Annotated in this window: 12 protein-coding genes; 6 read left to right on the top strand and 6 right to left on the bottom strand. The window is 64.5% G+C overall.

The annotated features are described in order from the left end of the window. Positions 1–2: 2 nt before the first annotated feature. Together E1B25_RS12570 and pncB are read left to right on the top strand one after the other, a co-directional pair. Positions 3–2,285 (top strand): PAS domain-containing hybrid sensor histidine kinase/response regulator, encoded by a 2,283-nt coding sequence (locus tag E1B25_RS12570; protein ID WP_132829733.1) that lies wholly within the window; start codon positions 3–5, stop codon positions 2,283–2,285. Between the two features lie 78 nt (positions 2,286–2,363). Next, entirely contained in the window at positions 2,364–3,653 is a 1,290-nt protein-coding gene (gene pncB, locus E1B25_RS12565) for a nicotinate phosphoribosyltransferase (RefSeq protein WP_132829731.1), read from the top strand. 122 nt (positions 3,654–3,775) lie between these two features. Here pncB and E1B25_RS12560 read toward each other — a convergent pair whose 3' ends face one another. The 5 genes from E1B25_RS12560 to E1B25_RS12540 all read right to left on the bottom strand — a co-directional run bounded on the left by E1B25_RS12560 (position 3,776) and on the right by E1B25_RS12540 (position 9,164). After that, the gene (locus E1B25_RS12560; protein ID WP_132829729.1) at positions 3,776–5,368 is read right to left on the bottom strand and encodes an ABC transporter ATP-binding protein; all 1,593 of its coding nucleotides are present in this window, start codon (positions 5,366–5,368) and stop codon (positions 3,776–3,778) included. Continuing rightward, a complete protein-coding gene (locus tag E1B25_RS12555) occupies positions 5,365–6,180 on the bottom strand; it encodes an ABC transporter permease (RefSeq protein ID WP_132829727.1) in 816 nt (271 codons plus the stop codon). Before E1B25_RS12555 ends, E1B25_RS12560 begins: the two co-directional genes overlap by 4 nt. Further along, complete coding sequence (locus tag E1B25_RS12550) at positions 6,177–7,124, bottom strand: ABC transporter permease (RefSeq protein WP_132829725.1); 948 nt, start codon at positions 7,122–7,124, stop codon at positions 6,177–6,179. Before E1B25_RS12550 ends, E1B25_RS12555 begins: the two co-directional genes overlap by 4 nt. A 63-nt stretch (positions 7,125–7,187) precedes the next feature. After that, positions 7,188–7,592 (bottom strand): (R)-mandelonitrile lyase, encoded by a 405-nt coding sequence (locus E1B25_RS12545; protein WP_132829724.1) that lies wholly within the window; start codon positions 7,590–7,592, stop codon positions 7,188–7,190. Between the two features lie 81 nt (positions 7,593–7,673). Continuing rightward, complete coding sequence (locus E1B25_RS12540) at positions 7,674–9,164, bottom strand: ABC transporter substrate-binding protein (protein WP_132829722.1); 1,491 nt, start codon at positions 9,162–9,164, stop codon at positions 7,674–7,676. Positions 9,165–9,280: 116 nt separating this feature from the next. On the opposite strand from E1B25_RS12540, the gene E1B25_RS22145 reads away from it, so the two are divergent. The 3 genes from E1B25_RS22145 to glpK all read left to right on the top strand — a co-directional run bounded on the left by E1B25_RS22145 (position 9,281) and on the right by glpK (position 11,902). Continuing rightward, complete coding sequence (locus E1B25_RS22145) at positions 9,281–9,418, top strand: hypothetical protein (protein WP_165937612.1); 138 nt, start codon at positions 9,281–9,283, stop codon at positions 9,416–9,418. A gap of 13 nt (positions 9,419–9,431) precedes the next feature. Continuing rightward, complete coding sequence (gene panC / locus E1B25_RS12535) at positions 9,432–10,283, top strand: pantoate--beta-alanine ligase (protein WP_132829720.1); 852 nt, start codon at positions 9,432–9,434, stop codon at positions 10,281–10,283. Positions 10,284–10,417: 134 nt separating this feature from the next. Next, positions 10,418–11,902, top strand: a complete 1,485-nt coding sequence (gene glpK / locus E1B25_RS12530; RefSeq protein WP_132829718.1) for a glycerol kinase GlpK — start codon at positions 10,418–10,420, stop codon at positions 11,900–11,902. A 61-nt stretch (positions 11,903–11,963) separates the two neighbouring features. Here glpK and E1B25_RS12525 read toward each other — a convergent pair whose 3' ends face one another. Next, entirely contained in the window at positions 11,964–13,454 is a 1,491-nt protein-coding gene (locus E1B25_RS12525) for a caspase family protein (protein ID WP_132829716.1), read from the bottom strand. A 214-nt stretch (positions 13,455–13,668) separates the two neighbouring features. Here E1B25_RS12525 and E1B25_RS12520 point away from each other — a divergent pair, with 214 nt between their 5' ends. Then, positions 13,669–14,712 (top strand): OmpA family protein, encoded by a 1,044-nt coding sequence (locus tag E1B25_RS12520; RefSeq protein ID WP_165937611.1) that lies wholly within the window; start codon positions 13,669–13,671, stop codon positions 14,710–14,712. Positions 14,713–14,782 lie beyond the last annotated feature (70 nt).

Raw genomic sequence — 14,782 nt, 5'->3', positions numbered from 1 at the left:
CGATGCCCAACGGGATTTTAGCGTCCTGCGACCCGCGTGCGGAGTTCGAGGCGCGCAATAGCAAATCCGGTCTGATGCGGCGCTATGCGCGTGGGCGGGTTGATAATTTCGGCAGCCGCCAGATCATGACCGTCGCGGGCGGGGTGTTCTTGTGGATGATGAACGGGCCGTTGCTTGGTCTCATCGCGATGTCGATCGCCCTGATCGGGGAAGCGGTGGATTGTCTGTATCTGCGCAGCGTCGCGGGGCGGCTGGAGGAGGGGGAGGCGCAGAAGCGGGTCTATGCGATCAGCACGGCGACCGCCGGGTTTCAGGCCGTCACCATCGCGATCTGCATCTGCCTGTCCTGGTTCGGCCCCGTTTCTGGCGCCTCGCCGTTGTTTGCCATCGCCTTTCTGACTGGCGCGGCGATCAACGGCGGGCTGGTCCTGCCCTATCACCGGGCGGCGGGGACGATCCGGTTGTCGGTCTACGCGGTGGTCGCCTTTGCTCTGTTCCTGCTAAGCGGGATTTTGCACGGTCCGCCTGACACCGAGTTTTCGATGAACGCCGCCGGAACGTTGATGCTGGGCTTCATGGTCTTTTCCTTTATCGATTACGTCGTCGGTGGGTTTCAAAGGCATAGGGTCGTCACCCGTGACGTGATCGAAAAAAGCGCGGAGCTTGAACAGGTGAACCGCGCGCTGGCGGCACGGCAGAAAGAGGCGCACAGGCTGTCTCTGGTTGCACGCAACGCCCATGACAGCGTGCTGCTGCTGGACCGCACCGGCCGGATCACATGGGTCAACGAGGCCTTCACCCGTATCACCGGCTATGCCTTGGAAGAGGCCGTCGGGCAATGGCCCGGTGATCTTCTGAACGCCCCGGAAACCGATCCCAAAGCCATTGCGGCGCTGAACGACTCGCTCGCGCTCGGGGTGCCGTTTCGCGGCGAAATCTTGAACCGCACCAAGGCGGGAGAGCTGATCTGGATCGAGACCAACCAAGTGCCGGTCGTCGACGAGGCCGGGCATGTGGACGTGATCGTAGCGATCGAACGCGACATTACCGCAGCCAAACGGCACCAGCGCGAGATGATCCTGGCCCGTCAGGCCGCCGAAGAGGGGGCGCGCGCCAAATCCGAATTCCTCGCAACCATGAGCCATGAAATCCGCACGCCGATGAACGGAGTGGTCGGGATGGCCGATCTGTTGGCTGAAACCGGTCTGTCGGCGGACCAGCGCGTCTATGCCGATACCATCCGCAGTTCGGCTCTGGCGCTGTTGACGATCATCAATGACGTGCTGGACCTGTCGCGACTGGATGCCCGCAGGGTGAAACTGGACCCGGTGGATTTCGACCTCAAGTCCTGCATGCAGGAGCCGGTTCGCCTGCTGCGTCCACAGGCCCGCGACAAGAATCTGTGGCTTCGCTTCGAGTATCAGGGATCGGGAGGGCAAGGATCGGAGGGGCAGGAACAGGGGGGCGCGCGGCTGCACGGGGATGACAGCCGGTTGCGCCAGATCCTGATCAACCTGATCGGCAATGCGATCAAGTTCACCCAGACCGGCGGCGTGACCGTGCGCGTGCGCAGCCGCAAGGTGGTCGCGGGGGCGGCCGATCTCAGGATCGAGGTCGCGGATACCGGCATTGGCATCCCCGAAGACAAGCAAGACCATATCTTTGAGCGTTTCGCGCAAGCCGATGCCTCGACCACCCGGCAATTCGGCGGCACTGGGCTGGGGCTGACCATTTCGCGGATGCTGATCGAAGAGATGGGGGGCACGATCTCGCTCAGCTCCGAACCGGGTCGGGGATCGTGTTTCGCCGTCGAGCTTCGCCTGCCGCGGGCCCAGGGCGCGCAGGGGGCCGCAATCGCGAATGCCCGGGGGCCGGACAAAAGTGGTCTTGCCCTGCTGGTGGGCAAACATGTCCTTGTGGCCGAAGATGCCGAGGTCAACCGTATCCTGATCAGCAAGTACCTTAAGGGTCTCGATCTCAGGCTTAGCTATGCCCATGACGGGCAGCAGGCGATTGACCAGACACTGGTTGAGCAGCCGGATATCGTGCTGATGGATATGTCCATGCCCTTGCTCAGCGGTATCGAGGCAACCCGACGCATCCGTGCCGAGGCAAAGAAACAGCCGGTCATCATCGCGCTGACCGCCAATGCCTTTGACACCGACAAGGCGGCGTGCCTTGAGGCCGGGATGAACGGGTTCCTGACCAAGCCGGTGCGCCGGGCAGAGCTGTTGTCAGGCATGGTGGCGCAGGTCGGCAGATTGCACCCGGAACCGGCGCAATAGGGCCGCGCACCGGATTTCCCTTGGCCAGAGGGGGTGGTGTGACGTATCAGGCGTGGACAGAAATTTACGAGGCCCGCCTTGGACATCGCAACCCGCGTCTATAATCACAAATGGAAGATCGACCCGATCGTCCGTTCCCTGATCGACACAGACTTTTACAAGCTGCTGATGTGCCAGTCGGTGTTTCGCAACAAACCCGACACCCGGGTGACCTTTTCGCTGATCAACCGCTCCGATCACGTGCCCTTGGCCAAGCTGATCGACGAGGGCGAGTTGCGCGAACAGCTTGATCATATCCGCTCGCTCAGCCTCAGCCGCGGAGAGAGCACATGGTTGCGCGGCAATACCTTCTACGGCAAGCGGCAGATGTTCCGCTCCGATTTCATGGAGTGGTTCGAAGGGTTGCGCCTCCCTCCCTATCATCTGGAACGGCGCGGCGATCAGTATGAGCTGACCTTCGAGGGCACCTGGCCCGAGGTGATGATGTGGGAAATCCCGGCGCTTGCAGTGCTGATGGAGCTGCGCGGCCGTGCGGTGCTGAACGAGATGCGCCGGTTCGAATTGCAGGTGCTTTATGCCCGCGCGATGACCCGGGTCTGGGAAAAGATCGAACGCCTGCGCTCGGTCGGTGGCCCGCTGATCGCCGATTTCGGCACCCGGCGGCGGCATTCCTTTCTGTGGCAGGATTGGTGCGTACGCGCCATGGTCGAAGGGCTGGGCAGCAGCTTTACCGGCACCTCGAACTGCCTGATCGCCAAGAACCGCGATCTCGAGGCGATTGGCACCAATGCGCATGAACTGCCCATGGTCTATGCCGCGCTGGCCGAAAACGATCAGGACTTGGCCCAGGCCCCCTACAAGGTGCTGGAAGATTGGCACGAAGAACACGATGGCAATCTGCGCATCATCCTGCCCGATACCTTCGGCTCGAAAGGGTTTTTTGACAACGCACCCGACTGGCTGGCCGGCTGGACCGGCATCCGCATCGACAGCGGCGATCCGGTCAAGGGCGGCGAGATGGCGATCAACTGGTGGAAATCCCGTGGCGAGGATCCGCGCGAGAAACGGATCATCTTCTCCGACGGGCTCGACGTCGAAAAGATCGTCGCGCTCCATGATCACTTCAAAGGCCGGGTAAAGATCAGCTTTGGCTGGGGCACGCTGCTGACCAATGATTTCCGGGGTCTGGTGCCCAATGACGCGCTGGCGCCGTTCTCTCTGGTCTGCAAGGCGGTCAGCGCCAATGGCAAGCCCACGGTAAAACTGTCGGACAACCCGGAAAAGGCGATGGGCCCGGAGGCCGAGATCGAGCGCTACAAGCGCATTTTCGAGGTCGGCGAACAGGAGCGGATCAAGGTCGAGGTGTAAGGCCCCCCGACCTTTGATTTCGCCTCGCGCGGCTCCCCCAAAACAAGCCCGTCCCGGCTTCTTCTTGTCCCAAATACTCCCGCCGGAGGCCTCGTCGCCGCAGGCGGCGATTTTCGCCCCTATTACGCGGCCCCCAGTTCGGGGAGCCGGGGCGCGGCGGCGATCAGCGTCTTTGTATAGTCATGCTGCGGATCGGCAAAGACGCGTTCGGTCTCGCCCTGTTCCACGATCTCGCCCGCCTGCATCACCAGCACCCGGTCGGTGACGGTGCGCACCACGCTCAGGTCGTGGCTGATGAACAGATAGCTCAGATCATAGGCGCGACACAGATCGGCCAGAAGATCGAGGATCTGGGCGCGCACAGAAACGTCCAGCGCGCTCACCGCTTCGTCGAACAGGATCAGATCGGGCCGGATGATCAGGGCGCGGGCGATGGCGATGCGCTGGCGTTGGCCACCGGAAAATTCGTGGATGAACTTGCTCGCGTCCTCGGGGCGCAGCCCGACGGCGCTCAGCGCGTCACCGATGGCGGTGCGCCGCGCCGCGCTGCGCGGCGGATCGTCGAGCAAATGGAACGGTTCGGTGATTAACCGCTCGACCCGATGGCGCGGGTTGAACGATCCGAACGGGTCCTGAAACACCACCTGCATCCGTCGGCGCACCTCCAGATTGGGCCGCTGTCCGGTAAAGACCGGCGCGCCGCCCATCAGGATTTCACCGCTCTGCAAGGGCTCCAGCCCCAGAATTGCGCGGGTCAGGGTGGATTTCCCGCAGCCCGATTCGCCCACCAACCCCAGTCGCTCGCCCCGATTGAGGGTAAAGCTGACCTCGTTCACCGCCCGGTAGTGGCCGGGCTCGCGGAACAGGTGGCGGCGCGGCAGGGTATAATCGCGCACCGCGTTGCGCACTTCCAGCAAGGGCACCGCCGGCGGCGGCGCGGGGAGCGCGACCTGATGCCCCGAGGCCTCGAACAGCGCGCGGGTATAGGGGTGTTTCATCTGCGCAAAAAGCTGCCGCGTCTCGCCCTGTTCGACCACCTCGCCCTGTCGCATCACCACGATGCGGTCGGCCAGATCCGAGACCACGGCAAGATCATGGGTGATCATCAGCAACCCCATGCCGGAATCCGCCACCAGCCCCTTCAAAAGGTCGAGGATCTGCGCCTGCGTCGTCACGTCCAGCGCCGTGGTCGGCTCGTCCGCGATCAGCAGCTTGGGGCGCAGCGCGATGGCCATGGCGATCACCACCCGCTGCCGCTGCCCGCCTGAAAGCTCATGCGGATAGCGCGACAGCGGAAACCGGTCTTGCGGCAGGCCGACCCGGTTCAGCACGTCGATGGCGCGGGCGCGGGCGGCGGTGGGGTCCATCGCCTTGTGGATCAGGATCGTCTCCATCACCTGATCGCCGATTGTCTTGACCGGGTTCAGCGCGGTCATCGGTTCCTGAAACACCATGCCGATTTCGCGGCCCCGGGTGGCGCACATTGCCGCCTCGGACTGGCTCAGCAGATCGCGCCCCTCCAGCATGATATGGCCGGTGGCCTGCATCTGCTCGGGCAACAATTGCATCACCGCCAGCGCGGTCATCGACTTGCCCGAGCCGCTTTCGCCGGTGACGGCCACGATCTCTCCCGGGGCGACGCAAAGGCTCACCCGGTCGAGGATCTTGAATGCCCCGATATGCAGGGACAGATCGGTGATCTCCAACAGGTTCATGGGCGTTTCTCCCGCAGTCGGGGGTCAAGCCAGTCGCGCAGCCCGTCGCCCATCAGATTCAGCCCCAGTACGGTCAGGATGATGGCCATTCCGGGGATCAGCGCCATATGCGGGGCAAAGCTGACCATGGTTTGCGCATCCGCCAGCATCCGCCCCCAACTTGGCACCGGCGGCTGTGCGCCCAGCCCGACATAGGACAGCCCGGCCTCGGCCAGGATCCCCAGTGAAAACTGGATGGTGCCCTGCACGATCAGCAGGTTGGCCAGATTCGGCAGGATATGTTCCGCCGAGATGCGCGCCGCGCCCTTGCCCGCCACCCGTGCGGCCATGATGAATTCGCGTTCCCAAAGGCTGAGCGCGGCGCCACGGGTGACGCGGGCAAACACCGGGATGTTGAAGATGCCGATGGCGATGATCGCATTGACCGCGCCGGGGCCAAAGACGGCGGTGATCAGAATGGCGATGACGAGCGAAGGAAAGGCAAAGACCAGATCGTTGCTGCGCATGATCAGCTCGTCGGCCCAGGTGCCCCTGCGGGCCGCCGCCGCCAGCCCCAGCGGGATCCCCAGCATCATGCCGATCCCGACCGCCAACAGCGCCACCGCGATCGAGGTGCGCGCACCGACCATGATCATGCTGAACATGTCGCGCCCGAAATGATCGGTGCCGAACCAATGCAGCGCATTGGGCGATTGCAGCTTGTCGGGGATGTTCATCGCCGCCTGGTCGAACGGGGTCCAGACGAAAGAGGTCAGCGCCGCCAGCAGCACCAGCGCGGACAGGAACCCGCCCAGAATCAGATTGCGGTTCATGTGCGCTGCCTCAGTCTCGGGTCGACCAGCGCATAGGCCAGATCAACCAGGAAATTCACCGCGATCACCGCAAAGACCAGCAGCATGACCACCGATTCGACCACGATCAGGTCGCGGGCGCTGATCGCCTGAAACACCAGCCGCCCGAGGCCGGGCAGATAGAACACCTGTTCGATGATGATCGAGCCGGCCAGCAGGAACGAGAATTGCAGCCCGATGATGGTCAGCACCGGGATCATCGCGTTGCGCACCGCGTGTCGCCACAGCGCCTGTCGCCGGCTCAGCCCCTTGGCGCGGGCGGTGCGCATGAAATCCTCGCCCAGAATGTCCAACAGCGCCGAGCGCATGACCCGCGCCAGAATCGCCGCTTGCGGCAGCGCCAGCGCGATCGCGGGCAGGGTCAGTGAATGCAGCCCGACCCAAAGCCCCTTGTCCCAGCCGGCAAAACCGCCCGCGCCGAACCAGCGCAGGTTGATGGCAAAGATCAGCACCAGCATCATCGCGAACCAGAAGTTCGGCACCGCCACCCCCAGCTGCGTGGCCCCCATCACGACGGCATCGCCGGGTTTGCCCCGGCGCGCGGCGGCATAGATACCGGCGGGAAAGGCGATCAGCGTGGACAGTGTCAGCGCATACAGCGCCAGCGGCAGCGATACCCACATCCGATCCATGATCATGCCCGCCACCGGCGTGCGATAGGTGTAAGAGGTGCCGAAATCGCCGGTGACCATGCCGCCGACCCAAGCGAGATAGCGCTCGACCGTGGGCAGATCGAGCCCCAGCTCGGTCCGCAACGCGGCCACGGTGTCGGGTTGGGCGTTGAGGCCCAGCATGAATGTGGCCGGGTCGCCCGGCGCGACCTCGATCACCGCAAAGATCACCAGACTGGCGACGGCCAGACTGAGGACAAGCGAGATGAGACGTTTGAGTGAATATCGAAGCATGGCCGGCACGTTAGGGATGGTTTTCGGGGGCGTCCATAGCCATCCGACCAATGATGTGCACGGTTATTCCGGGGCGCGCAAATAATCGGCGTCGCTGACCTGCTCCAGCCAGTCTGCGGCGCTGTCGCCCTGTTTCTCCTGGATCGCCAGGTGCACCATCGCGGTATCGGGGGCGGCGCCGTGCCAATGCTCTTCCCCCGGCGGAATCCAGACGGTGTCGCCGGCGCGGATGCGGCGCGGCGCGGCGTCGCGCAGCGCGACCAGCCCGGCGCCGGAGAGCACGTGCAGCGTCTGGCCCAGCGGATGCGTGTGCCAGGCGGTACGCGCGCCGGGTGCAAAGCTGACCCGCAGGGCGTTGACGCGGGCCGGGTCCGGCGCGTCGATCACCGGATCGAAGCTGACCGATCCGGTGAAGTAATCGGGGTTCGGGCCGGTGGTCGGGCGGCTGCCCACGGGGTGGATGTCCATCATGCTCTCCGGGTCAACGTCAGGTCGGTCAGTCAGGAAAAAGGGCCCCGGTCGGGGCCCTTTGCGGTTTCGGTCGCGGGCTCACTCTGCCCAGCTTACCCCGGTCAGGTCGACGGCCTGGGTCGGCGCATTGGGCCAAAGCCCCTGCACCCCGGCTTTGGCCACGCTCATCGCGGCAAACTGGAACAGGTATCCGTTGACGTAATCATCGGCGATGATCTTTTGCGCCTGCTGCAACATCTCGGTCCGTTTGGCCGGATCTGTGGTGGCGTCCAGCGTGGCCATCAACTCCTGAAAGGCCGGGTTGTCATACTGAAAATAGTATTCTGGCCGGGCATAGATCCCGATATCCATCGGCTCTGTATGGCTGACGATGGACAGGCCGAAACTCTTGCCGCGAAACACGGTTTCAAGCCATTGCGCCCATTCCACGTTAATGATCTCGGCCTTGATGCCGACTTGTGCCAGCTGGGCCGCGATGATCTCGCCGCCGCGCCGCGCATAGGAGGGGGGCGGCAGGTGCAGCGTGGTTTCGAACCCGTCGGGAAAGCCTGCCTCGGCCAGCAAGGCCTTGGACTTTTCCGGATCAAAGGCGGACTGCCCGGTCAGATCGACATAGGCCGGGTTATGCGGCGCGAAATGAGAGCCGATCGGCGTGCCATAGCCAAACATCGCCCCGTCGATGATCGCCTGCCGGTCGATGGCATGGGCCACCGCTTCACGCACCAAGACGTTGTCAAATGGCGGCTGCTTGTTGTTGATCGACAGGATGGTTTCGCCCTCGGTCGAACCGATCAGAACCTGGAACCGGGGATCTGCCTCGAACTGCGGCAGGTTTTCCGGTGCCGGAAAGCTGACGAACACGTCCACATCCTCGGCCATCATCGACGCAAAGGCGGCTGTGGGATCGGAAATGAACTTGAAAGTGGCGTGATCCAGCATTGCCGGGGTGCCCCAGTATGCGGGGTTCTTTTCCAGAACGATCTTGTCGCCCTGCACCCATTGGCTGAATTTGAAGGCCCCGGTGCCGACCGGAGTCTGTTTGATCGCGTCGATGCTTTCGGGCGCGACGATCACCGCATCGCCCCAGGCCATGTTGAACAGGAAACTGCCGTTGGGTTCGCTTAGCGTGACCTTGACTGTCAGCGGATCGACAACCTCGACATCCGCGATGCCGGCAAACAGCGCCTTTTGCGCGTTGGCGCTGTCTTCGGCGCGGGCGCGGTCCAGGCTGAATTTCACGTCCCCGGCATCCAGCGTGGTGCCGTCGTGGAATGTCACCCCATCGTGCAGATGAAAGGTATAGGTCAGCCCGTCTTCCGAGATGTCCCAGCTTTCGGCCAGCCCCGGCACGACAGAGCCGTCGCCCATGAACCGGGTCAGCCCTTCGAATACGTTTGAGTAGACGACGTTGTCGATGGCCCCGGCGGCGGCGCTGGTCGGGTCCATATGCGGCGGTTCCAACTGCATCGCCACGGTGATGTCGGACTGTGCCAGCGCTGCGCCAGCGCCGAGACTGGCGCTAAGTGCAATGGCCGATCCAAGGCCTCGAACGAACCGAATATGTTGCATGGTCTGAGTATACCTCCTGTTGGCCCCGCCTGTGTCGGGGCGTTCCAAACCAGTGTCTCCTCAAATGTGCCCCGTGATCAAGGGAATGTTGGCGCAATCAGGGTGGAACCGTGGGATTGGGGTTGTTACTGCCTGTCGACCTTGCCGCCCGTGGTTTTTCGGGTGGCGCGGCGAAGGACAAGGCGATGCGCGCGCGCCGATTTTCCGGCCCCGACCACGTCTTTTCCGATGCCGTGAACGGCCCATTGATGTGAAAGGCGCCTCGAAATGACTGCTCCGATCCTGCGAAAACTGGCTGATATGCGTGCAATGACGGCGCAATGGCGCGCCGAGGGCGCGCGCATCGGCGTGGTGCCCACCATGGGCGCGCTGCATTGCGGACATATGTCGCTGGTCAAGGCCGCCAAGGCGGACTGCGACCGGGTGATCGTCTGGATCTTTGTGAACCCCAAGCAGTTCAACAGCGCGCAGGATCTGGCGAATTATCCGCGCACCGAACATGAGGATGCGCAAAAGCTTGCCCCCTACGGCATCGACGCGGTCTATGCCCCCGATGTCGATCAGGTCTATCCCGACGGCTTTTCCACCACGGTGTCGGTCACGGGACTGACGGATGTGCTGTGCGGCGCGCACAGGTCGGGGCATTTCGACGGGGTCGCCACCGTGGTCAGCAAGATCTTTCTTCAGACCGGGGCGGACCGTGCCTATTTCGGCGAAAAGGATTTCCAGCAGCTTCAGGTGGTGCGCCGCATGGCGCGCGATCTGGATATCCCGATCGAGGTCGTGGCCTGCCCCACCGTGCGCGACCCCTCCGGGCTGGCGTTGTCGTCGCGCAACCTGCGGCTTTCGCCCGAGGGGTTGAAGCGGGCCGCCGGGCTCTATCCCGTGCTGCGGGATATGGCGGCCGAGCTGGCCGATGGCAGCCGCTTTGCCCCACTGGCCGAACGCGCCCGCGCACGTCTGGCCGAGGCCGGGTTCGACGAGGTGGAGTATCTGGAGCTGCGCAGCGAAGAGGGGCTGAGCGCCCTTGACCATGCCGACCGGCCCGCGCGCCTGTTCGCGGCGGTTTGGATCGATGGGGTGCGCCTGATCGACAATCTGGCGGTTCCGGCGGTCTGAGTGAGGCCGCGAAGGTCTGGGCAAGTTACCCTGTGCGGTTTGCCCTGAGGATCGGATGTGCCCACGCGCCTCTTGAGGCTGGCACCCGGCCGTCCGGCTGATACTCTGCGCCCAATGTCCGGGGGAGGGAGCACATGCGTTATATTCTTGCCATTGATCAGGGCACCACATCGACCCGCGCGATCTTGTTCGACGCGTCGATGACGCCGGTGCAGATTGCGCAGCGGGAATTCACCCAGCACTATCCGCAGGCGGGCTGGGTGGAGCATGACCCGGAAGAGATCTGGACGACCACCGTCGAGGTCTGTCGCGCCGCGCTGGCCAAGGCCGGGGTAGAAGCGGATCAGGTCGCCGGGATCGGCATCACCAACCAGCGCGAGACCACGGTGATCTGGGATCGCGACAGCGGCACCCCGATCCACAACGCCATCGTCTGGCAGGACCGGCGCACTGCGCCGATCTGCACCGCGCTGCGCGAGGCGGGGCATGGCGAGATGGTCCACGCCCGCACCGGGCTGCTGCTTGATCCCTATTTTTCGGGCACCAAGGTGAAATGGCTGCTCGACACGGTTCCCGGCGCCCGTGCTCGGGCGGACCGGGGCGAGCTGCTGTTCGGCACCATCGACAGCTTTCTGATCTGGCGGTTGACCGGCGGGCGGATCCATGCCACCGACGCCACCAATGCCGCCCGCACGCTGATGTATGACATCCACCGTGGCGCGTGGGACGACGAGATCTGCGGGTTGCTTGGTGTGCCCATGGCGATGCTGCCCGAGGTCCGTGACAGCGCCGCCGATTTCGGCGCGACCGAACTGGACATTCTCGGCGCGAAACTCCCCATTCTCGGGGTCGCGGGGGATCAGCAGGCGGCTACCATCGGGCAGGCCTGTTTCAGCCCCGGCATGATGAAATCGACCTATGGCACCGGCTGTTTCGCACTGCTCAACACCGGCGCGACGCCGGTCGCCTCGACCCACCGCATGCTGACCACCATCGCCTATCAGCTGGAGGGCAAACCCACCTATGCGCTGGAGGGGTCGATCTTTATCGCCGGGGCGGCGGTGCAATGGCTGCGCGACGGGCTCGGGATCATCGAGACCGCAGCGCAGTCGGGGGAGCTTGCGGCGCAGGCCGATCCGGGGCAATCGGTCACGCTGGTGCCTGCCTTTACCGGGCTGGGCGCGCCCTATTGGGCACCCGAGTGTCGCGGCGCGGTGTTTGGGCTGACGCGCAACTCCGGCCCCGCCGAATTCGCCAAGGCCGCGCTGGACAGCGTCGCGTTTCAGACCCGCGACTTGTGGGAAGCGATGCGCGCCGATTGGGAGGACGGGGCGCAGGTGGTGCTGCGGGTCGATGGCGGCATGAGCGCGAGCGATAGGACCATGCAGGGGCTGGCCGATCTGCTGGGGGCCCCGGTTGACCGCCCGGTGATGCAGGAAACCACGGCGCTGGGCGCGGCTTGGCTGGCCGGGATGCGCGCCGGGCTTTATCCCGGAATGCAGGCGTTCGCGGCCAACTGGGCGTTGGATCGGCGGTTTGAACCCGTGATGGCCCCAACAGATCGCGAAGCCGCCTATACGCGGTGGCGGCGTGCGGTCCGGGCGGCGATGGCGTTCTAGGCGGGGCGTATTTTCGGGCGGGACGTATTGCCCCGAAAATGGGCAAACCCCGGCGCCGCCCCTATTGGCAGCCCCCCGCCGCCCAGCTTTTCATTGCCTGCTTTACGCCGCCGCCAAACGGGTGCTTCTTGTCGAGAGAGCGCGCCTTTGATGCCTCCTGATAGACCCCGGCTTGGGCGCAGAGCCGCTCTTTCGACCATTGGTGGCAGTTGCTGCAGGTCTTGTCCTTCCAATAGCTCTCGGGCAGCCCGTCCATCGGTGGGAAAAGTGGGCTGGCCTTGATCAGCTCGGCCAGAGATTTGCCCGATATCGCCGGATCCGCCGACAACAGCGGGCTGGCAAAGGTGATCGGCCCGGCCTCCGGTGCCGGTTCGGCGGGGGCCTCGGCGGCCCGCGTGGGCGCGGCGGCGGGCGGGCCTGCGGGATCGGTTGTGGCGTTCTTTTCCAGCGCGGCGATCTCTTGCGTCACGAACTCGGCATAGACGCTGCCGGGGAAGCTGTCGAGAAAGGCGCGATACAGCACAACACTGCCCGCCTGCTGTGCCGCCGCCAGCTGCGTCTGTTCTTGCCCGGAAGGCCCGGCGCGGGACGGAGAGGGTGGTGTCTCTTTGCCGGTGGTCAATTCGTACTCCATCACCGAGCCCAGCAACCGCCGCGCCTCCTCGGCATAGGCGCTGTCGGGATAGGCGCGCAGGAACAGCATCAGCTGCACCGGATCACTGGCCGCCTGCACACTGCGCCAGACCTGAAGCTCTTGCAGCGTGTCGGTCGGTGTGGCGGCGGGGGCGAAGAAGAAATCGCTGGTCAACGACGAGGTGTCCCACGGCGTCTGCTGGTTGCCGGTCTGCTCCAGCACCGTGACCCGCACCTGTTTGAACAGCTGCTCGATCGGCTTGCCAGGTTCGCGCAACCCTTTTGCCAGCGCCTGGGTAAAGGGGCTGTTGCCGCCGGATCCATCCAGCGCCACGCCGCCCGGTTCGGTGGCATAGGCCAGAAAGGTCCCGGTGGGGGCCTGCATCTCGGCAAGGCCGCTGTCGTTGAACTCTGGCAGCGACGAGAACGGGTTGTTGCGGCAGGCGTCGAGGATCACGATATTGGTGCGGTTGCGCGCCGAATACATCTGGCGCAGCACCGATTGCGCCTCGACCGCCACCAGATCAAGATCGGCGGGATCGGCCAGCGCCACATCCACCGGCAGCAGGTAGTTGGTGCCAAAGCTCTGCACCCCGTGCCCGGCATAATAGAACAGGCCGGTGGCGTCTTTGCCGGCCTCGCGCAGGGCGCGGCCGAACTGGGCGATGCCGCGTTTCATTGCGATCTGATTGGCATCGGTGATCAACGAGACCTGAAACCCCAGCCCCTCCAGCGCGCCGGCGATCAGGTCGGCGTCATTTACCGGATTATCCAGCGCGGTGACACTGCCATAGGCGGAATTGCCGATGATCAGCGCCAGCCGTTCTTCGGCCCCGGCCGGTCGCGCCATCCCGATCGCCAGCATGAGAAGAAGCAGCGCACCGCGCAGAAGGGGGTAGACTTTGTTGTGCCAACGCATTCGGTGTTCCCGGTCCCGCCCGACCGTCCCGCAACCGGGGCCAAGGTCGACATGTCGCATCGAAATTATTTAATGCATTGAAACTATCGCTTTTTCCGTCGTCTCGGGCAAGATTGCTGTTACGCTGATTTCAACGCAACGGATAGCCTGCGAAAAGGAGGATCGCATGACGGCAGTGTCACGCCTTTGGTCCCTGGTGGTAAGGGGCCCGCTTATGGTGCCCGTTTTCGCATCGATTTTTGCGGTTGCTTTGGCACTCGCCTTTGTGCCGGCTGCGCGGGCTCAGGGGGTGCAGCCGTTTGTGGGTGGCTGGCACCTTGATCCTGCGGCGTCCGAGTTGCGGTTCCTGTCGATCAAGAACGGTGATCTGGCCGAAGCCAACCGGTTCGACACGATCAGCGGCCTGATCACCGATCAGGGCAAGGCGCAGATCCGCGTGCTGCTGGATTCGGTGGATACCGGCGTTGACCTGCGCAATGTGCGGCTGCGCTTCATGCTGTTCGAGAGCTTTCAACACCCCGAGGCGGTGATCACCGCCCAGCTTGACGCGGCCTTGCTGCGCGACCTGCCCGCGCTGACCCGCAAGGAGATCGACCTCAGCTATGCGCTGTCGCTGCACGGTATGACGTTGAGCAACCACGCACGGGTTTCTGTTGCCCTTCTGGGGGAGGATCGGGTCGAGGTTGCCTCGGTCGCGCCGATCCCGGTTTCGGCGGCCAAGCTCGGCATGGCACAGGGCATCGCCACGATGGAGCAGGCCGCCGGGGTGTCGATCGTGCCGGTCGGCATCGTCAGCTTTACCCTGGTGTTTGAGCGTGGCAGCCCCGACGCGCCCAATACGGCTGCGGATACGGCGTCAGCGCCGCAGGCAACCGCGCCTTCAGCGGCGGGGCGCGCGGGGTGCGCCGACAGCTTGGCAGAGGCATCGCGCGCCGGCGGCATCCAGTTTTCGCCCGGCAGCACGCGGCTACGCGCCAACAGCGGTCCGGCGCTTGATCGGGTGGCCGAGATCGCCAAGGGCTGTGCTGGCCTGCGTCTTTTGATCGCCGGGCACACCGATTCCGATGGTGCGGCACAGGCCAACCTGCGGCTTAGCCGGGCCCGCGCCGATGCTGTGGCCGCCGCGCTGGCCACGCGCGGCATCGCGCGGTCGCGGTTGCAAACGCGGGGGCTTGGCGAGGCCGAGCCGCTGGTGCCGAACAGCACCCCCGCCAACAAGGCGCGCAACCGGCGGATTGAATTCACACTGGCAGAGTGAGCGGGGGCAGAGTGAGCGGATTTTCCGCGCCCGCGCTTGCCCCGAATCAGTGGACCAGGTCACTCTGCAT

This window comes from Antarcticimicrobium sediminis (genome assembly GCF_004348975.1).
In the GTDB taxonomy this organism is placed as follows: Bacteria; Pseudomonadota; Alphaproteobacteria; order Rhodobacterales; family Rhodobacteraceae; genus Antarcticimicrobium; species Antarcticimicrobium sediminis.
Note: the sequence above shows the minus strand (reverse complement) of the source record. Positions and strands in the feature narration are given on the sequence as shown.